Raw genomic sequence first — 17845 nt, forward strand, 5'->3', positions numbered from 1 at the left:
CCCGGCAATCAAACAGGTCGTCCTGACCTGTTTGATTGCCGCCCGCGAAATACGGGCGCCATTGTGCGAAATGGCTGGTATTTCGCGGGCTCGCATTGACTTGCGCCAATGGCGGCACATCCCTGTGCCGCGCTGTTAACCCGACAATCCTAATTGCCGGGTTAATAAGAACGGAAGCGGCCGGTGGCCGCGATGCTGTTTCATGCTGACGCCAAAGCCATTACCCCGTCCGCCTCAATCGAAGCCCCCTTGGGCAAGGCCGCCACACCTATCGCCGCGCGCGCCGGATACGGTTCACTGAAGTATTCGGCCATGATTTCATTCACCAGCGGGAAATGCGCGAGGTCGGTGAGAAAGAGGTTGAGTTTGACGATGTCGTTCAAGCTCCCGCCGGCGGCTTCGGCAACGGCATTGAGATTGTCGAAGACTTGGCGGATTTGGGCCGCCATGTCGCCATCCACCAGACTCATGGTGGCGGGATCGAGGGGGATTTGGCCGGAGAGGTAAACGGTACCGTCCACGCGCACGGCTTGGGAATAGGTGCCGATGGCTTGCGGGGCCTGGTCGGTGTGAATGATCTGGCGGGCCATGCTTATCCTTTCGTTCTGGCGATGCGCGCCACCATGTCCAGGGCGCGGATGCGGCGCATGATGCGGGCAAGATGGCCGCGGTCCTCTACTTCCACCAGGAAGGTCAGGGTGCTGTAGCGGCCATCGCGCTCGTCCATGTTAACGTTGTCGATGTTGGCGCCCATTTCAGCGATGGCGGCAGCCACGGTGGCCAGGGCGCCCCGCTGGTTGGCCACCTCCACCCGGATTTCCACCGGGAACTCGCCTTTGATTTCGCTCTCCCAGTCCACGTCGATCCATTTTTCCGGACGGTCGCGGTATTCGCTGAGGTTTTTGCAGTTGACGCCGTGGATGACCAGGCCTCTGCCGGCGCTGATAAAACCGACGATGGGATCGCCGGGAATGGGACGGCAGCAGCGGGCAAAGTTGACCACCATGCCTTCGGTGCCTTTGATGACCAGCGGCTGCCTGCTGGATCCGTCTTTTCCACCGCCGCGCAGCCAGGCGGGCACGTAGCGGGTCAAGGCTTTTTTGAAACCACCTGGGGTTCGGTCCGGATCCACGCTGGCCAGGCGCCGCGCCACCAAGGTGGCCATGCGGTTGCCCAGGCCGATTTGTTCCAGCAACTGGTTGAGGTCGCTGAGTTTCAGCTCTTCCAGCAACGCCAAAATGCGTTCGGCGGGCACGCGCTCCAGGCTGGAAGAATGTGCGGCCAAAGCGCGCTCCAACAGGCGACGGCCCAGGTTTACCGCCTCGTCGTGCTTCATGTTTTTCAAATAGTGACGGATATTGGCCCGTGCTTTGCCGGTCATTACAAAGCTCAGCCAGGCGGGATTGGGTTTGGATCCCGGCGCGGTGATGATTTCCACCGTCTGACCATTGGCCAAGGCGGTGCGCAGGGGTGCCAGGTAACGGTCGATTTTCACCGCCACGCAGGTGTTGCCGATATCGGTGTGCACGGCGTAGGCGAAATCCACCGCCGTGGCGCCCCGCGGCAGTTTCATGATTTCCCCTTTGGGCGTAAACACATAAACCTCGTCCGGGAACAGGTCTATTTTAACGTTTTCCAGAAATTCCAATGAGTTGCCAGCGCTTTTTTGCATTTCCAGCAAACCCCGCAACCACTCGCGGGCGCGCACCGAGGCGCTGGGGCCGCCTTCCTCCCCGGATTTGTAGAGCCAGTGGGCGGCAATGCCCGCTTCCGCCACCCGGTCCATTTCCTCGGTGCGAATCTGTACTTCGATGGGCATGCCGCCGTAGGGGCCAAACAAGACCGTGTGCAGGGACTGATAGCCGTTGGCTTTGGGAATGGCGATGTAGTCTTTGAACCGGCCGGGTACGGGCTTGTAGAGGTTGTGCACCGCCCCCAGCACCCGGTAGCAGCTGTCCACCTTGTCCACCACGATGCGGAAGGCGTAGACGTCGAACACGTCGTTAAAGGACAGGCCCTTCTGCTTCATCTTGCAGTATATGCTGTAGAGGTGCTTTTCCCGCCCCATGACGCGGCTGGGCAGCGCCTCGTCGTACAGGCGCTGTTCGATGGCCCCCTGGATTTTGTTCAGCACTTCCTTGCGGTTGCCGCGCGCTTTTTTGACAGCGGCGGACAGAATCTTGTGGCGCCCGGGGTAGAGGCCGGCGAAACCCAGGTCTTCCAGCTCGGCACGTACCGTGTTCATGCCCAGCCGGTTGGCGATGGGCACGTAGATGTCCAGGGTTTCGCGGGAAATGCGCCGCCGCCGGGGAGGGTCAAGTACCTGACAGGTGCGCATATTGTGGAGACGGTCCGCCAGCTTCACCAGAATCACGCGGATGTCGCGCACCATGGCCAGCATCATTTTGCGGAAATTTTCCGCCTGGGCTTCGGCTTTGCTGGAGAATTTGATCTGGGTGAGTTTGCTGACCCCGTCCACCAGTTCGGCCACTTCGCCGCCAAACTCGGCGGCCAGCTGGTCCTTGCCGGTGGCGGTGTCTTCGATCACATCGTGGAGCACCGCCGCCATGATGCTGTGGTGGTCCATGCGCATGTCAGCCAGAATGCGGGCCACCGCCAGGGGATGGTGAAAGTAGGGTTCGCCGGAGACGCGGCGCTGACCCTGGTGGGCAAGAGCGCCAAACTCACAGGCGTGCTCCACCTCGCCCACCTGCTCGGGGCTGAGGTAGCCGTAAAGTTCGGCGCAAAGGTCGGAGATCAGCGCGCGGGTGGCGTCATTGTCGGGCGCGGTGGGTAAGACGGCAAGGTCTGAGGCGTTCAAAAGGGTATCCGCCGCGACATGATTACTCTTCGGCAGCCGTTCCCGCTGCTTTGCCTTCTTCTGCAACGATGGCGGCCTCTTCCATCATTTCCATCGCCGCTGCGGCTTCTTCTTCCGGGCTGGGGGGGGTGCCGGGCTCCACCTGGTCGAGCACCGATTCGTCGATGGTCCCCGCTGCGATTTCCCGCAACGCGATGACGGTGGGTTTGTCATTTTCCCTCGGCACGGTGGGCTCTTCGCCGCTGCGCTCCAGATAACGGGCACGGCGCGACGCCACCAGCACGAGTTGAAAACGGTTATCGATTTTGTTGAGGCAGTCTTCGACGGTTACGCGCGCCATGATGCAGTGCTCCTGGAGTAAAGAAAAAGACCAGAGGAAAAGTATACTACCGACAGGCGGCCGGGCGGAATGCCAGACAACGCTCAATCGCGTTGAGTCAGGCCCGCCAGCAGTTCCCGCAAGTGGACGATCTGCCGGTGGGCGGCCAGGCGGCCGCTGCGGACAATGGCCCGCAAGTCCGCCACGGCGGTGTCAAAATCGTCGTTGACCACCAGATAATCGTATTCGCCGTAGTGGGACATCTCGGTCACCGCCCCGGCCAGGCGGCGCTGAATCACCGCCTCGCTGTCCTGGGCGCGGGAACGCAGGCGTTGTTCCAACGCCGTACGGGAAGGGGGCAGAATGAAAATGCTCACCACCCCGGGGAAAGCCGCCCGCACCTGTTGAGCGCCCTGCCAGTCGATTTCCAGCACCACGTCACGGCCTTGCTCCAACTGCCGCAGTACTGCGGCACGGGAGGTGCCATAGTAGTTGTCGAACACCCGGGCGTATTCCAGGAATGCCCCCTCGGCGATCATCGCCTCAAAGCGGGCATGATCGACGAAATAATAGTGTGTCCCGCTGCGCTCGCCGGGACGCGGTGCCCGGGTGGTGTGGGACACGGACAAGACCAGCTCCGGCGTGTCCGCCAGCACTCGCGCCAACAGCGACGTTTTGCCTGCCCCGGACGGCGCGGAGACGATGTAGAGCGTGCCTTGGCTCATCGCTGCATCACTCAATGTTTTGAACCTGTTCCCGCATTTGCTCGATCAGCACTTTCATGTCAACCGCGCTGCGGGTGGTGTCCACGTCGGCTGATTTGGACGCCAGGGTGTTGGCCTCGCGGTTCAGTTCCTGCATCAAAAAATCCAGACGCCGGCCCGCGGCGCCACCTTCGGCCAGCACCCGCCGGACTTCGTCGATGTGGGCGGCAAGGCGGTCCATCTCTTCTGCCACGTCCACGCGTTGGGCGATCAGGGCGAGCTCCTGTTCGAGGCGGCCGGGATCGGCCTGTTCGGTCAGTTCGGCCAGGCGGCTTAAAAGCTTTTCCCGCACCCGCGCCGCCACCTCGGGCAGGCGCCGTTTCACCTTCGCCACCTCAGCCACCAAGGACACGCAGCGTTGTTCCACCATCTCGCGCAGTGCGGCCCCCTCCCGTTCCCGCGCCGCCACAAGCCGGGCGAGCACAACATCGAAGGCGTCGAGAATCTCCCGGGCCAGCGCCTCCTGATCGGGTCTGGCGGACTCCATCACGCCCGGCCAGCGCAGCACATCCAGGGGGTTAACCGGCGCGGCCTGCCCGGCGCGTGCCGCCACCTCTTCGGCGGCGGCCAGCAGCTCGCCCACCAGTTGCGCATTGACAGAAAACGAGTCGGCCGTCCCGGCAGCAGCTTGAAATTTCAGGGTGCATTCCACTTTTCCGCGGGCCAGTTTGGCGCCGGCGCGCGCGCGCAGTTGAGCTTCAATAAAACGGAAGTCTTCGGGCAGGCGCAAAGACACGTCCAGATAGCGGTGATTCACGGAGCGCAGCTCCCAGATGATGGCACCGAAAGAGGTGTCTTTCTCCTCCCGCGCGAAGGCGGTCATGCTGCGGATCATGCTGGTGGGGTGCCCCTGCCGGCCCGTTACGAGGTAAGTTGTTTTTGCTTTTCCGCCACTTCCACAAATGTTTCTATGCGCACCAGGCGGCGGTCGATCTGGCGCACATCGTCATCCAGGCGTTCGATGCGCTGCGCCAGGGCCAGCACCCGCTCGTTGAGCACAATGCCGGATTGCAGGGCTTTGAGCAGTTTTTCACTCAGCGCCATGACGGTGCTTTTCCAGTTCGCGGTGGGTGGTGTCCAGCTTTTGCTCCAGTTTGTCCAGGTAGTCGCCGGTCTCGCGGATGGATTGCAGCAGCGCGTCCGCCAGGGCTTCCAGCGTGCTGTCATTCTCCGCCTGCTTGCCGGGATCGTAATCCCACAGAGCCCGCCGCACAATTTCCGCGAAGGAAACTTTGGCCTCTTGGGCCAGGCGCTCGGTTTTGCGAATGAGATCAGGCGGCATCAAGACAGGCTTGCGCTCCATCCGTTCATCCAGCGCGGCGATTTTTTCGGCCTGGATCTTCATGCTGACACCCTGCGTAAATTGACACCCGCCTTTATAGCACATGTGCCGCACATGCACAACAATCCCAAGGTGAGGCAAAAAGGCTATAATCCACGCAGTTTTTGGCCCGGCGGCCGGTCTCGCCGCAACCGCCGAAGCCAATATTATTCCAATTATTACAAAAGGATAACGCCTATGCGCCCCAGCGGCCGCCAGCCTGACGAGCTTCGTGACATCTCCCTCGACCGCCACTACACCAAACACGCCGAAGGCTCGGTGCTGGTGGAGTTCGGCGACACCCGTGTGCTATGCAACGCCACGGTGGACGAGCGCGTGCCGCGCTGGCTGAAGGGCTCGGGCAAGGGCTGGGTCACGGCGGAATACGGCATGCTGCCGCGTTCCACCGGCGAGCGCATGACGCGGGAGGCGGCCCAGGGCCGCCAGGGCGGGCGCACCCAGGAAATCCAGCGCTTGATCGGCCGTTCCCTGCGCGCTGTGGTGGATCTCGCCGCCCTGGGCGAGCGCATGGTGACGGTGGACTGCGACGTGATTCAGGCAGACGGCGGCACCCGCACGGCCTCCATTACCGGCGGCTTCGTTGCCCTGGCTGACGCGGTGCAGCACCTGCTGCGCCACGGCACGCTGAAAAAAAACCCCATCTACGGCGCGGTTGCTTCGGTTTCCGTGGGCATCTACAAAGGCGTGCCCGTGCTGGACCTGGACTACGCCGAGGATTCCAACGCCGAAACGGACATGAATGTGGTGATGAACGACGCCGGGGCTTTCGTTGAAATCCAGGGTACCGCCGAGGGTCACGCCTTCCGCATGGACGAACTCAACGCTATGCTGGAACTGGCCCGCGGCGGCATCACCGAACTCATTGAAAAGCAGCGGGCGGCCTTGGCGGAGTGAGTGTTGATCTGAGGACAAGGCAGGGAGTTGTTTGGGCAGAGGCATACTCTGCGCCCTCACTTGCAATGGCGGCCGGGCGGCGCGCCCCCTTGCGACGGTCACGGCGGGAATCAGAATGCCGGAGCGCTGCAAAAATTTATTGAATTCCGGCCGAACTTTTTCGGCAGACTATACTCTTATCCGATGAGTGCGGATTTTAGCTTTCTGGCCCGTGCTCATCCCGCTCTCCTCCCTGAGCGGGAACCCCTCTAAGCCTGGCTTCCCCAAGCCGGGTCTGTCCAGGCCCCGGTCTCTCCTCCCTCTTAATGACCGGGGCCTTTTTTCGCGCCTGTGCCTCTCCCGTACACTGCTGATCCGCCCGGGCATGGCGTCAGAATCAGGGGCAGCCTGAACAGTTACGCTCCCTGACAGCCGAACCAATTGTCCAACCGCGCGTGCAAGTCTTCCACGCCGGTGCGTTTCAGGGCCGAGAAGATTTGCACTGTGTTGGGCAGGTCTTGTTTCTTAAGTTGGGCCTGGATCTGGTGAAGGCTGGCCTGGGCGCGGCTGCGGCTGAGTTTGTCGGCTTTGGTGAGCAGGATGTGCACCGCCAGTGCGCGTTCGCGGGACCAGGCCAGCATGTGTTGGTCGAACTCGGTGAGGGGGTGGCGGATGTCCATCACCAACACCACCCCCCGCAGGCTGCGGCGCTGGTGAAAATAACTTTCCATCAGACGCCCCCAGGCCGCCTTGACGGCGGCGGGGACTTGGGCGAATCCGTAGCCGGGCAGGTCCGCGAAACGTCGTCCGGCGTCAATTTGGAAGAAATTGATTTCCCGCGTGCGCCCCGGTGTTTTGCTCACCCGCGCCAGGGCGCGGCGGCCGCTGAGGGCGTTGAGCACGCTGGATTTGCCGGCGTTGGAGCGGCCGGCGAAAGCCACTTCCATGCCTTCATCAGGCGGAAACTGCCACGGCGCGGCCGCGCCCAGGAGAAAGGCCGCCCGCTGGTAGGCAGGATTGAGGCGCGGCGCAGCCGCGGTGGAGGCGGCCAAGGCGCTATTTCTTGCCGGGGCCGTAAATGTAGCGCGCCAGGGTGGCTTCCTGCTCACTGACCTGGCGCACCAGATGATCCAGGCTGACGATGGCGTGTTCGAGCAGGTTCACGGCGATGTAGGGGTGCTCAACCCGCAGGCGCTTGTACATGGCGCGGGTGAGTTTCAGCAACCGGGTGGCGTTGCTCCGGGCACGCATGCGCAGTGAGCGGGGGCGGCGGTCAAAAAAGGACATCTCGCCCATCAGCTCACCCTGGTCCATGTGACCCACCTCGATCTCGCGACCGTTGTCATCGTGGTACAGGGTCGCTGCACCGCTGACCACGAAAAACAGCGCCTCCCCCACTTCGCCGATATCGGCAATGATCTCGTCCTTGCCGAATTCCACCACTTCGGTGTACTCCAGCAAGGTTTCCACTTCTTTGACGGTGAGAGACTCACACAAATACTGTTGGCTCAGAAACTGAACCAGCTTGGCTTTTTGTTCTTCGGTGGTCACGGGGACACTCCTTGCATTGGGAATCACGGCCGGCGGGTGTTGCGCTGGGCGCGGGACTTGCATAGGCTTAGTGAAAACAGAACCATTGGCCCGCCGGCACGTCATTATCCTTGTTTACCGGAGCGGAGCAAGTGCCCGCCGCGGCTCCTGCAACTTTCAAGCAAAGCAATGTGAAAGAGGAGATTTATGAAAAGCTTCGCGCGTTGGTGTTTCCTACTGTGTCTGCTTCCCCTGGCGGCAACAGCCGCGCCCTTGCTGGAAGGCCGCGACTATCAGCGGATCATCCCGGCCCAGCCTACCGACAGCCCCCCCGGCAAGGTGGAAGTGGTGGAGCTGTTCTGGTACGGCTGTCCCCATTGCCATCGCTTCCAGCCGTACATGGAGCGCTGGGTGAAAAGGCAGGGCGGCAAAATCAGCTACCGGCGCATGCCCGCCATTTTGGCGCCCCACTGGGCCATCCACGCCCGTGCTTATTATACGGCCCAGGCCCTGGGCGCGCTGGAGCAAACCCACCGGGCCCTGTTCGATGCCATTCATATCCACAAGCGGCGCCTGGACACTGAGGAGCGTCTGGCCGGTTTTTACGCGGAACACGGGGTGGACAAGGAAGAGTTCAAGAAGGTGTTTCATTCCTTCACCGTGGAGACCCAGTTCCGGCGCGCCCAGGAAATGAGCCGCCGCTACCAGGTTCACGCCACCCCCTCGGTGGTCATCAACGGCAAATACATCCTCAACAGCGAGGTTCCCGGCGGCTTCAACGGCATGCTGCGGATCATGGACAAGCTGGTCAAAGAAGAACTCAATGCCCGGGCGGGCGGCGCTTAGAAGCCCGCCACTGTGAACGCCGCCCAGCTGTTTCTGCGCTGTCTCGAAGCAGAAGGGGTGCAATACCTGTTCGGCATCCCCGGCGAGGAAAATCTCGCCGTGATGGATGCCCTGCTGGACTCCCCCATCCGGTTCGTCACCACCCGCCACGAGCAGGGGGCGGCTTTTATGGCCGATGTCTACGGCCGGCTCACCGCCCGGGCGGGGGTGTGCCTGGCCACCCTGGGGCCGGGGGCCACCAATCTGGTCACCGGGGTGGCCGACGCCAATATGGATCATGCCCCCCTGGTGGCCGTCGCCGGCCAGGCCGACACCAGCCGCTTGCACAAAGAGTCCCACCAGGTGCTGGATTTGACCGCCCTGTTTGCGCCCATCACCAAGTATTCCTCGCGCATTCTGGAAGCGGACGTGGTGCCAGAGGTGGTGCGCAAGGCCTTCAAGCTGGCCCAGACGGAAAAATCCGGCGCCTGTTTCATTGAGTTTCCCGAAAACATCGCCGGTTTCGAGACCCGCGCGAGCCCCCTCGCCCCCCGCCAAAGCACCCTGCCCGAACCGGCGGCGGAGCGGGTGGCCGCCGCCGCAGCGCTCATCAACGGGGCCCGCCATCCCATCATCCTGGCGGGCAACGGCGTGATCCGGGCCCGGGCCTGGAAGCAACTGGCCGAGTTTGCCGGCCGGCTTAACATTCCCGTGGCCAACACCTTCATGGCCAAGGGGGTGATCCCCTTCAGGCATCCCATGGCCCTGGGCAGCGTGGGTCTGCAGGCTCACGATTATGTGAATGTGGGCTTCGACCGGGCCGATGTGATCTTGTGCGTGGGCTACGACCTGGTGGAGTACCATCCCCGCTTGTGGCACCCCACCCGGGACCGTCACCTCATCCACATCGACGCCACCCCGGCCGAGGTGGATGCCTGCTACGAGGTGGACGTGGGCGTGGTGGGGGACATCGGTCACAGCCTGGCGCGCATCGCCGACTTGTGCGGGCCCAAGGACGGTCACACCCTGCGGCCCCTGCGCGAGGCCCTGGTACGGGACATGGACCAGCACAAGGACGACCGCCATTTTCCCATCAGGCCGCAAAAAATCATCTGGGATCTGCGCACCGCCATGGACCTGGAAGACATCGTGATCTGCGATGTGGGCGCCCACAAAATGTGGATGGCGCGCATGTTCCGCTGTGAACACCCCAACACCTGCCTCATTTCCAACGGCTTCGCCAGCATGGGCATTGCCCTGCCCGGCGCCATCGCCGCCAAACTGGCGCGGCCGGAGCGCAAAGTGGTGGCCGTGACCGGTGATGCCGGTTTTTTGATGAACGTGCAGGAGGTGGAAACCGCCGTGCGCCTGGGGCTGCCGCTGGTGGTGCTGGTGTGGAACGATGGCGGCTACGGCCTGATCGAGTGGAAACAGATGACCACCTTCGGCCGGACGGGGTTTTGCCGCTTCGGCAACCCCGATTTCGTCAAGCTGGCCGGGGCCTTCGGCGCCCGGGGCTACCGGGTGGGCGAGGCCGGGGAGCTGTTGCCCCTCTTGAAAAAGGCCCTCGCGGACGACACAGTAAGCATTATCGACTGTCCCGTCGATTACACGGAAAATCTCAAACTGACCGCCAAACTTGGAGAGGCGATTTTTCAGCTATGACTCCATCCGCATCACTGGCCCTGGATGCCCGCATCGCGCCGCGCCGCCGGTGCGCCCATGATTCATCCACGGCGCCCACCCGCTTGCGCCTGCTGAGCTACAACATTCAGACGGCCGTGGCCTCGGTCCGCCCCCACCACTATCTGACCCGGGGCTGGAAGCATGTGCTGCCGCATTCGTCCACCTTCGACAACCTGGACCGCATTGCCAGACTGATCGGCCAGTACGACATTGTCGCGCTGCAGGAAGCCGATGCCGGCAGTTTGCGCAGTTACTTCATCAACCAGGTGGAATACCTGGCCCGGCGGGGGCAGTTCGCGCACTGGTTTCACCAGACCAACCGGGACTTCGGCAAGCTCGCCCAGCAAAGTAACGGGCTGCTCAGCAAACTGCCTCCGGGAAATATCTCCCAACACCGTCTGCCCGGCCTGATCCCCGGCCGCGGCGCCATGGTGGTGAACTATGGTCACCGGCACACCCGGCTCGCCCTGATACTGGTCCATCTGGCCCTGGGCCGGCGCGCGCGGCAACAGCAGTTGGCTTATATCGCCGAGCTGCTGGGGGATTACCGTCATGCCGTGGTGATGGGAGACTTCAACTGCCCCTCACACAGCCCCGAGATGGAGGCGTTTTTGGATCAAACAGAACTGTGCGCGCCGGCGGAACAACTGCACACGTTCCCAAGCTGGCGGCCGATGCGCAATATCGACCATATCCTGGTCACCCCCAGCCTGCCCGTCACCCGCATGCAGGTGCTCAATCATGTGATTTCAGATCACCTGCCCATTGCCATGGAGCTGGAAATTCCCGCAGAGGTGGGGCTGGGGTATCACGCCTGAGCGGTGTCAGTCCCGCTCAATGTGCTGACGTGCCCGCGCGGCGTCCATTCGGCGATGACGCAGATCGTCCCAGGCAAAGAGCGCCAGAACGCCGACCACGAGAATCAGAATTACGATTTGAAAGATGATAGGTCCCACGGTCTTTTCCTTAGTTTGCGACAAACCGATTAGCAGTATAGCCTCCCCGGCATTGAAAATCCGATAGTCCCGCTCAGTTTTGATCGGGCAGGAACCAGGATCACCCCCGCCGCCACAGAATGCAGCGTGCGGATTTCCCGCACTGCACGCTTGAGGAAGGGCTTCACAGCCCAGCGAATGACTGGAAAACGCAACTGATGCAGTTTCAGTCCTGAACGCTGTAACGGAAAACCCTCCGTGCACCAGATGCGCCTCTCTCCGTAATCGGGCTTTGACGGCCCGCTCGAACCAAAATCAAGCACCTAATGCAGATACCGCTTGCTCAGCAACAAGCTGTGCCCGGTGCACGGAAGCACCGTCATTCATCAAATGATATAAGACAGCCGGATACCGCGTGGGCAGCGGCCAGACTTGAAAAAGGCCAGAAAAGCCTTTTCCAACATCCTGTTAAGGAACAGTTCAGCTTGACGGGATATTGTGCCCCAAACCATGGATGTTGCCATGGCAGGTTCCAGGAAAAGGAGGCACGATCATGACCATTCGAACCATTGTACTTGCCGGCGCCGTCATCATGCTGGGCGCTTGCAACAGCGGAAACGTATCATCCCCCCCCGGCAAGCCCGGAAACAATGCGTCCGGGCAGCCCGCTTCCACCGCGGCCTCGTCGGCACCAGTGTCGGCGATGATCACCGACGATCTGAGCACCGCCTACGACGAAGTGTGGGTCACCGTGATTCAGGTCACCGCTGTGAGTGGCGACGGTGGGGAATATGTGTTGTTTGACGCCCCTGACGGCGCGGTCTTCAATCTGCGTGAGCTGGCCGATGTGGCCACTTTGCTGGATACCGCAGACCTGCCCGCCGGTCATTACCCGCAACTCCGGGTGACTTTGGGTGGCGATCTCACCCTGGTGGATCCCCGGGGCCAGGTGCTGCAGGCCCGTTTCACTCCGGGCGGTGGTCCGAAAGTGCTGACCGTGGCGGCGGATCTTTCGGTCCGGGACGGCCAGCCGGCCAGCTTTGCCCTGGACTTCGACCTCAAGCAATTCAACTATGACCCCGCCACCGGCCTGGCCACGGCGACCATTGTCTATCGCGACGAGCGCAGCCTGCGCACCCTTCCGGCCCTCAGGGCCGAGTTGTCCGGGCAGGTGACGGCGGTCACCGACAGCCAACACTTCACCGTCTCGCCCGCGCACAGCGCCGGCGCCGTGGCCGTGACCCTGGCCGCCCAGGCAGTGGTGGTGGACCGCGCCAGCGACGCGGTGAAGAACGACACCGCTGCCCTGGCCAGCGGCCGGCGGGTGGAGATCTACGGCAACTACGATCCCACGGCGCTGACCATGGAGGCGCTGCGCGTGACGATCAAGGCCGCCGCTGGCGATGACCTGAACACCCGCGACGAAGCCGAGGGCCGGGTCGTCAGCTTCGACGGCAGCAGCCTGGTGCTGGATGTCAAAGAGGCCAGCTTCGTGCCCCCCGCCGACTTTCTCACCGTGGCCAATGTCAGCAACGCCCGTTTCACCAAAGGCCGGATGGAGCTGCTGCAAAGCGGCCAGGAGGTGGTGATCAAAGGGAGCCGGGACGGCAGCCTGCTGTTGGCGGACACGGTGGAAATAGACGGGGCGGCGGCTCCCTCCAGCCAGCGCCCCTTTGAGGTGGAATACGCCGAGCTGAGCGGCCGGATCAAAGCGCAGGACGGCGACCGGCTCACCGTCACCGTGGGGAAGGCGGAGCATTTTGCTGTCCCGGTGGGCGCCGAGATGGACGTGGACATCAGCAGCGCCTGGTTCAAGCGGGGGGAGCGGCGCTGCCTTACCGTCGGTGCGCACGCCGAATTCAAGGGCGCAGTGGAAAACGGGGCCTTCGTCGCCCGCGCAGTCAAGGTGGAAAGTGGCTGCGGCGTGGGGGCGGCCGATGACGGGCACGGTACAGCCACCAGCGACGAGGGTTCCAGCGACGGTGACCGTCAGCGCTCCCGGACCGACGACAGTTCATCGCCGGACGACCGGGCCGGTGCCAGTGACAAGGCGGGAGACGACCATTCCAGCAGCGCCGGCAGCGCGTCCGATGACCGTTCCAGCGCCCGCGATGGCGCGCGGGATGATCGTTTCGACCGCGGAGACGAGGCGGAGGATGACCCTTCCGGTGACCGGGACAGCACCTCAGCCGACGCTCATTAAGCCGCCCGCCCAGACGCCGCCCCCCGGGCGGCGCTGATTTCGTGGCTGCGCCAGGCTTGGCGCGTAGCGCTGTGACTGGCGCTACTCCCCGGACTGCGGTGGCGAGGGGCGGACGTGGGGGTGTTCCTGCAAGGGGTGGGGATGTTGCCGCGGGATTGCGCTCTGATCCAAGCGTTTGGTGGTGCACGGCGCTCTGCCTGAACCGCCGCGCGCCGCACACATTGTCGCCCGGCATCGCGGGGGAATAAGCCGCCAGCGGGCTTGAACCGCCCTCAGCCCGCGTCCCGCGCACAGCGAAAGCCGACGTCTTCCGAACGCAGCTCCGGCTCCGCGTACTGGCGGGCGGCGCCGCGGAAGAACAGGCTCAAGGCATAGTGGCCTATGCCGCCGCCACCGCCGCGGATCACTTTGTATTTTTCACCAAAGTTGGCGCTGCTGTAGTCACTGCCGGGATAGGGCTGGTACCAGTCGGCGGTCCACTCCCACACATTGCCGGCCATGTCGTAGGCGCCGTAGGGGGACCGGTTGCCGGGATAGGCGCCCACGGGGGCGATGCCTTCTTCCCAGTCTTCGTTGTCGCCGGTGTTGGTGACGGTGGGATCCCACTCGTTGCCCCAGGGATATTCCAGGCCAGCGGGACCGCGGGCGGCTTTTTCCCATTCCGCTTCCGTGGGCAGGCGTTTGCCGCGCCATTGGCAATAGGCCTGGGCTTCGGCCCAGGTCATGCCGGTGGCGGGGTAGGGGTCCATCGCTTTTTGCGCCGCCTCCATGGCGGTCATCAGGGCTTTGCGGCTCATGGTGCGGGTGTCCATGTCGAAGCGGAAATGCTCGGCGGCGATGATGCGCAGGATTTTCATGTCCAGGCGTGCCGCTTCTTCCATGGTGAGGCCGTAGCCGTTGTAGTTCCAGGGCACGGGCAGGGGGCGCTCGGTTTTGAAGATGAAGGCCTTGAACTCAGCGTTGCTGACTTCGTATTTGTCGATGTAAAAGGCGGGCAGGGTGACGCGGTGCCGGGGGTGTTCGTCCAGGTACAAAGGGGCGGGAAAACCGTAGCGGCTGCTCAAATTCTCCTTGTCCTCTTTGTTGCTGCCCATGATGAAGTCGCCGGCGGAAACGAGGACCATTTCTTCGGTGACTGTATCGGGGGCGGCTGGGGGCGGGGAGGGGGGGGCCGCGGCGCCGCTGTTTTTGTCACAGGCGGTGAGCAGCGCGGTGAGGGCACCAACCAGCAGCGGAATGCGTTTTTTCGGAAAGAGCGGTATCAAGGTTGCAGTCTCTGGCAATGGGTGTCGCTTTCTCTCATCATGCAAAAGGGGCCGGTTATTTTTTTTCTCCCTGACTCCTTTTTGCCGACGGGGTGGATGAGAGGGCATGCTCTGCTGCGGCGTCTTTGGCGCAGCGGAAACCGAAGGTATCGTTTTTGGTTTTGCGGGAGAAGAAGGCGCGGTTGTACACCGGCGCGGAGATGCCGCATTTGTAGAACGAACAGTCGAACCAGGAGCCGCCTTTCAGCGTCTTGTAGCGCTTGCCGTAATTTTCCGAGGGGGTGTGGTTGCCGGGATAGGCTTCATACCAGCTCGCCGTCCATTCCCACACATTGCCGGCCATGTCGTAGACACCGTAGGGGCTCTGGCCGCTTTCGAAGGCACCCACGGGGGTGGTGTCCCCGGGCTGGCCGATGGCGGCCCAGCGCACGGGGGTGTTGGCGCGGGGAAGGCCGAATTCATTACCCCAGGGGAAGCGGCGGCCGTCAGTGCCGCGGGCGGCTTTTTCCCATTCCGCATCGGTGGGCAGGCGCTTGCCGGCCCATTGGCAATAGTTCCTGGCGTCGTACCAGTTGACGAAGGTGACGGGATGATCGGCCTTGCCGCGGGGGTAGGTGCGGTTGACGAAGTGGCGCGGCGAGCGGCGGCCGGCTTCGTCGATGTATTTTTTGTATTGGAGGTTGGTGACCTCATAGCGGTCGATCCAAAACGCCGGCAGGTCCACCACGTGCTGGGGGCCTTCGTCGGACAGGCGCTCGTCGGTGCCCATGATGAAGGGCCCGGCAGGGATGCGGACCATGGAATTGGGCTCTGCCCCCAGGCGGCTGTCCTCGTAGTAGAGGGGCAGGGACATGCCGGCGTCGGCCGCCAGGGTGCCCGCCTCCATTTCCGGCTCTTCGCCGGGGGCGACGGATACCGCCGGCGCGGCCCCGCCGGCGCGGTGGCAGCGCTGACAGCCGGCCCGACTGTCAGCAATGAGTCTGGCCGTGTCCATGCCCTCGCTGTGGCAGCGGATGCAGCCCTGCTCGCTGTGCAGATGATCAGCAGGCCGCGGCCCGGCCGCGGCGGCCAGGGCGGCGCTTAAAAACAGGGTGAAACTCAAAGCCATGGTGTGGCGTTCCTGAAAGCGGAGCGGCGCCCCCCGCGGACGCGCCCGATCGAACCCAGTGCCGTCAAAGGGCAGGCATTATAAAGCATTGCCGGCGGCGGCGCCGAAGCCGTGTCAACCGATCCCGGCTGCGGCACGTTGAACCAGACACCTACACACGACACCGGCTTGCACCGGGTTTGACAACACTGAAACAAAACTGGAGGAGAACCATGACACCATTTGCACCGGATTCATTTACATGGCGCGCTTTGCGCCGGGGTGCCGCGGGCTTGCTGCTGGTGCCGGCATTGCTGCTGGGGGCCTGCGGCGGGGGTTCCGACAGCAATGACCGCACTCTGACCAGCCAGAGCGAAGGCGAGGTGGTCATCGGCCTCACCGACGCCGCGGGCGATTTCCTGGCCTACGGCGTGGACGTGCTGTCCTTGTCCCTGACCCGTGCCGACGGCACGGAGGTGAATACCCTGCCGGCCACCACCCGCATCGACTTCGCCCAGTACACGGAGATGACGGAGTTTCTGACCGCTGCCACCATCCCCAACGGGCGCTACGTCAAGGCCACAATGAAACTGAAATATGACGGCGATCCGCCCGCTGATATTCAGGTGGAGGACGCTGACGGCAAGGCTGTGGCCGCCACCACCATCCTGGACGAAGACGGCAATCCCGCCACCGAACTGAGCGTGGACGTGCAGCTGGAAAACGACCGGCCGTTGATCGTCGCCCCCGGAGTGCCCGCCCACATGACCCTGGATTTTGACCTGGCCGCCTCCCACAGCGTGGATTTGAGCGACCCGGCCAACCCCGTGGTCACCGTGCAGCCTTTCCTGGTGGCGGATGTGGATCTGGACGAGCCCAAGCCCCACCGCTTGCGGGGCCGCCTAGCGGAAGTGGATCAGGCCAATGAGGTCATCACCATTCAGATCCGCCCGGTGTTCCATGTCGGTGATCACGAGTTCGGCCGCTTCAAGGCCTATGTCAGCGACAGCACCGTGTACGAAGTGGACGGGGAAAGCTACACTGGTGCCGCCGGTCTGGCCGCCCTGGCTTTGCAGGATCCCACCTCCATTGTCGTCGCCATCGGCGAGCTGGATGCGGACCGCAAATTCAACGCCAGCGAAGTCTATGGTGGTACCTCGGTGGCGGCCAACACCGTTGACGTGGTGCAGGGCCACGTCATCGCCCGCAGTGGGGATGAACTCAGCGTGCGCGGCGCCACGGTGGTGCGCAAAGACGGCAGCGTCATCTTTCACGACACGGTGGCGGTGACGGTGTGCGACAGCCAGTCGGCGCAGCCCACCAAGGTCACCAAGCAGGGTGGCGGCAGCGAAACACTGGATATCGACGCCATCTCCGTGGGCCAGCGCATCCGCTTAGGGGGCACCCTGAGCGAGGACGCCTCCGCCGGCAATCTGTCCCTGGATGCTTGCGGCGGTCATGCCCGGCTGCTGTGGACCCAGATGAGCGGCGAAGTGGTGGCCGTGGCCGACGGCCTGCTCACCCTGGAGCTGCAACACATCGGTGGCCGGCCGCTTAGCCTGTTCGACTTCAGCGGCACCGGCCTGACGTCGGCGCAGGATGCCGATCCGGCCAGCTATGAAGTCGATACCGGCACTTTGGACCTCAGCGACAGCGATGATGTCAGCACCATCGCAGTGGGCAGCGCGGTGAAAGTGCGCGGCTTCGTCACCGCCTTCGGTATGGCGCCGCCGGATTTCAGTGCCCGCACCGTCATCGACCTGGACAAGGCGCCGGCCCACCTGGGCGTGACCTGGCGGCCCGCCACCAATGAGGCCTTTGTCAGCACCAGCAGCGATCTGCTCATGCTGGACCTCACCCAGCCTCTGGGCAGCCGCCATCACATCTGGCGCCGCGGGGTTCTCACCGACCTGCTGGACTTCCAGCCCACCGCACCGGGTATCACCCCCAAAGCGACAAGCGGCCGGGGCCTTTACGGGCTGTTGCAGGACGGCACGGCCCAGGTGTTCACCGACTTCGCCAGCTTTGAGGCGGAGCTGGAGAACCGCTTGAGCGCCGGCGGTCTGGTGGCGGCCACCCACGGGAAGGGGACTTTTGACGATAGCAGCGTGACCTTCAGTGCCAACCGCCTGATGGTGCGTCTGCGGGCACCGGCCGGGTCCTGACAGGCCTGGTGCGTATAGCCCCGCTTGGGC

At 63.3% G+C, this 17845-nt stretch carries 17 protein-coding genes; 6 read left to right on the plus strand and 11 right to left on the minus strand.

Annotated features, from left to right (window positions below; genetic code table 11):
* Positions 1-200 precede the first annotated feature (200 nt).
* The 7 genes from ENJ19_01330 to ENJ19_01360 all read right to left on the minus strand — a co-directional run bounded on the left by ENJ19_01330 (position 201) and on the right by ENJ19_01360 (position 5249).
* Complete coding sequence (locus ENJ19_01330; GenBank protein HHM04370.1) at positions 201-590, minus strand: RidA family protein; 390 nt, start codon at positions 588-590, stop codon at positions 201-203.
* Between the two features lie 2 nt (positions 591-592).
* A complete protein-coding gene (spoT, locus tag ENJ19_01335) occupies positions 593-2761 on the minus strand; it encodes a bifunctional GTP diphosphokinase/guanosine-3',5'-bis pyrophosphate 3'-pyrophosphohydrolase (protein HHM04371.1) in 2169 nt (722 codons plus the stop codon).
* 82 nt (positions 2762-2843) lie between these two features.
* Positions 2844-3161, minus strand: coding sequence for a DNA-directed RNA polymerase subunit omega (locus ENJ19_01340; protein ID HHM04372.1), 318 nt, complete (start codon positions 3159-3161; stop codon positions 2844-2846).
* An 83-nt stretch (positions 3162-3244) separates the two neighbouring features.
* Complete coding sequence (locus ENJ19_01345) at positions 3245-3865, minus strand: guanylate kinase (GenBank protein ID HHM04373.1); 621 nt, start codon at positions 3863-3865, stop codon at positions 3245-3247.
* Between the two features lie 7 nt (positions 3866-3872).
* A complete protein-coding gene (locus ENJ19_01350; protein HHM04374.1) occupies positions 3873-4739 on the minus strand; it encodes a YicC family protein in 867 nt (288 codons plus the stop codon).
* Between the two features lie 26 nt (positions 4740-4765).
* Complete coding sequence (locus tag ENJ19_01355) at positions 4766-4948, minus strand: hypothetical protein (GenBank protein HHM04375.1); 183 nt, start codon at positions 4946-4948, stop codon at positions 4766-4768.
* Entirely contained in the window at positions 4935-5249 is a 315-nt protein-coding gene (locus ENJ19_01360) for a hypothetical protein (protein ID HHM04376.1), read from the minus strand. Before ENJ19_01360 ends, ENJ19_01355 begins: the two co-directional genes overlap by 14 nt.
* Positions 5250-5423: 174 nt before the next feature.
* On the opposite strand from ENJ19_01360, the gene ENJ19_01365 reads away from it, so the two are divergent.
* Positions 5424-6140, plus strand: coding sequence for a ribonuclease PH (locus ENJ19_01365; GenBank protein HHM04377.1), 717 nt, complete (start codon positions 5424-5426; stop codon positions 6138-6140).
* Between the two features lie 395 nt (positions 6141-6535).
* Here ENJ19_01365 and ENJ19_01370 read toward each other — a convergent pair whose 3' ends face one another.
* Positions 6536-7171 carry a YihA family ribosome biogenesis GTP-binding protein gene (locus ENJ19_01370; GenBank protein ID HHM04378.1) on the minus strand — a complete coding sequence of 212 codons (636 nt, stop codon included), beginning with the start codon at positions 7169-7171 and terminating at the stop codon, positions 6536-6538.
* Positions 7172-7175: 4 nt separating this feature from the next.
* Entirely contained in the window at positions 7176-7733 is a 558-nt protein-coding gene (locus ENJ19_01375; GenBank protein HHM04379.1) for a cyclic nucleotide-binding domain-containing protein, read from the minus strand.
* A 123-nt stretch (positions 7734-7856) separates the two neighbouring features.
* Here ENJ19_01375 and ENJ19_01380 point away from each other — a divergent pair, with 123 nt between their 5' ends.
* From ENJ19_01380 to ENJ19_01395, 4 genes are all read left to right on the plus strand, one after another.
* Positions 7857-8495 (plus strand): thiol:disulfide interchange protein DsbA/DsbL, encoded by a 639-nt coding sequence (locus ENJ19_01380; protein HHM04380.1) that lies wholly within the window; start codon positions 7857-7859, stop codon positions 8493-8495.
* A gap of 12 nt (positions 8496-8507) precedes the next feature.
* Positions 8508-10139, plus strand: coding sequence for an acetolactate synthase large subunit (locus ENJ19_01385; GenBank protein ID HHM04381.1), 1632 nt, complete (start codon positions 8508-8510; stop codon positions 10137-10139).
* Between the two features lie 92 nt (positions 10140-10231).
* Positions 10232-10978, plus strand: a complete 747-nt coding sequence (locus tag ENJ19_01390) for an EEP domain-containing protein (GenBank protein ID HHM04382.1) — start codon at positions 10232-10234, stop codon at positions 10976-10978.
* 631 nt (positions 10979-11609) lie between these two features.
* Positions 11610-13298 (plus strand): DUF4382 domain-containing protein, encoded by a 1689-nt coding sequence (locus ENJ19_01395; protein HHM04383.1) that lies wholly within the window; start codon positions 11610-11612, stop codon positions 13296-13298.
* A gap of 272 nt (positions 13299-13570) precedes the next feature.
* Here the strand turns inward: ENJ19_01395 and ENJ19_01400 are convergent, their stop codons facing one another.
* Together ENJ19_01400 and ENJ19_01405 are read right to left on the minus strand one after the other, a co-directional pair.
* The gene (locus tag ENJ19_01400) at positions 13571-14422 is read right to left on the minus strand and encodes a formylglycine-generating enzyme family protein (GenBank protein ID HHM04384.1); all 852 of its coding nucleotides are present in this window, start codon (positions 14420-14422) and stop codon (positions 13571-13573) included.
* 196 nt (positions 14423-14618) lie between these two features.
* Complete coding sequence (locus ENJ19_01405; protein ID HHM04385.1) at positions 14619-15671, minus strand: formylglycine-generating enzyme family protein; 1053 nt, start codon at positions 15669-15671, stop codon at positions 14619-14621.
* A gap of 212 nt (positions 15672-15883) precedes the next feature.
* Between ENJ19_01405 and ENJ19_01410 the strand changes: the two genes are divergently transcribed.
* A complete protein-coding gene (locus ENJ19_01410; protein HHM04386.1) occupies positions 15884-17815 on the plus strand; it encodes a DUF4382 domain-containing protein in 1932 nt (643 codons plus the stop codon).
* Positions 17816-17845: the final 30 nt, after the last annotated feature.

It is taken from the genome of Gammaproteobacteria bacterium, assembly GCA_011375345.1.
Classification (GTDB): domain Bacteria; phylum Pseudomonadota; class Gammaproteobacteria; order DRLM01; family DRLM01; genus DRLM01.

Excerpts from the sequence above, each read along its gene's own strand:
- ENJ19_01330 (HHM04370.1), bottom strand. The coding sequence starts at position 590 with ATGGCCCGCCAGATCATTCACACCGACCAGGCCCCGCAAGCCATCGGC.
- ENJ19_01340 (HHM04372.1), bottom strand. The coding sequence starts at position 3,161 with ATGGCGCGCGTAACCGTCGAAGACTGCCTCAACAAAATCGATAACCGT.
- ENJ19_01345 (HHM04373.1), bottom strand. The coding sequence starts at position 3,865 with ATGAGCCAAGGCACGCTCTACATCGTCTCCGCGCCGTCCGGGGCAGGC.
- ENJ19_01350 (HHM04374.1), bottom strand. The coding sequence starts at position 4,739 with ATGATCCGCAGCATGACCGCCTTCGCGCGGGAGGAGAAAGACACCTCT.
- ENJ19_01355 (HHM04375.1), bottom strand. The coding sequence starts at position 4,948 with ATGGCGCTGAGTGAAAAACTGCTCAAAGCCCTGCAATCCGGCATTGTG.
- ENJ19_01360 (HHM04376.1), bottom strand. The coding sequence starts at position 5,249 with ATGAAGATCCAGGCCGAAAAAATCGCCGCGCTGGATGAACGGATGGAG.
- ENJ19_01365 (HHM04377.1), top strand. The coding sequence starts at position 5,424 with ATGCGCCCCAGCGGCCGCCAGCCTGACGAGCTTCGTGACATCTCCCTC.
- ENJ19_01375 (HHM04379.1), bottom strand. The coding sequence starts at position 7,733 with ATGCAAGTCCCGCGCCCAGCGCAACACCCGCCGGCCGTGATTCCCAAT.
- ENJ19_01380 (HHM04380.1), top strand. The coding sequence starts at position 7,857 with ATGAAAAGCTTCGCGCGTTGGTGTTTCCTACTGTGTCTGCTTCCCCTG.
- ENJ19_01395 (HHM04383.1), top strand. The coding sequence starts at position 11,610 with ATGTTGCCATGGCAGGTTCCAGGAAAAGGAGGCACGATCATGACCATT.
- ENJ19_01400 (HHM04384.1), bottom strand. The coding sequence starts at position 14,422 with ATGGTCCTCGTTTCCGCCGGCGACTTCATCATGGGCAGCAACAAAGAG.
- ENJ19_01405 (HHM04385.1), bottom strand. The coding sequence starts at position 15,671 with ATGGCTTTGAGTTTCACCCTGTTTTTAAGCGCCGCCCTGGCCGCCGCG.
- ENJ19_01410 (HHM04386.1), top strand. The coding sequence starts at position 15,884 with ATGACACCATTTGCACCGGATTCATTTACATGGCGCGCTTTGCGCCGG.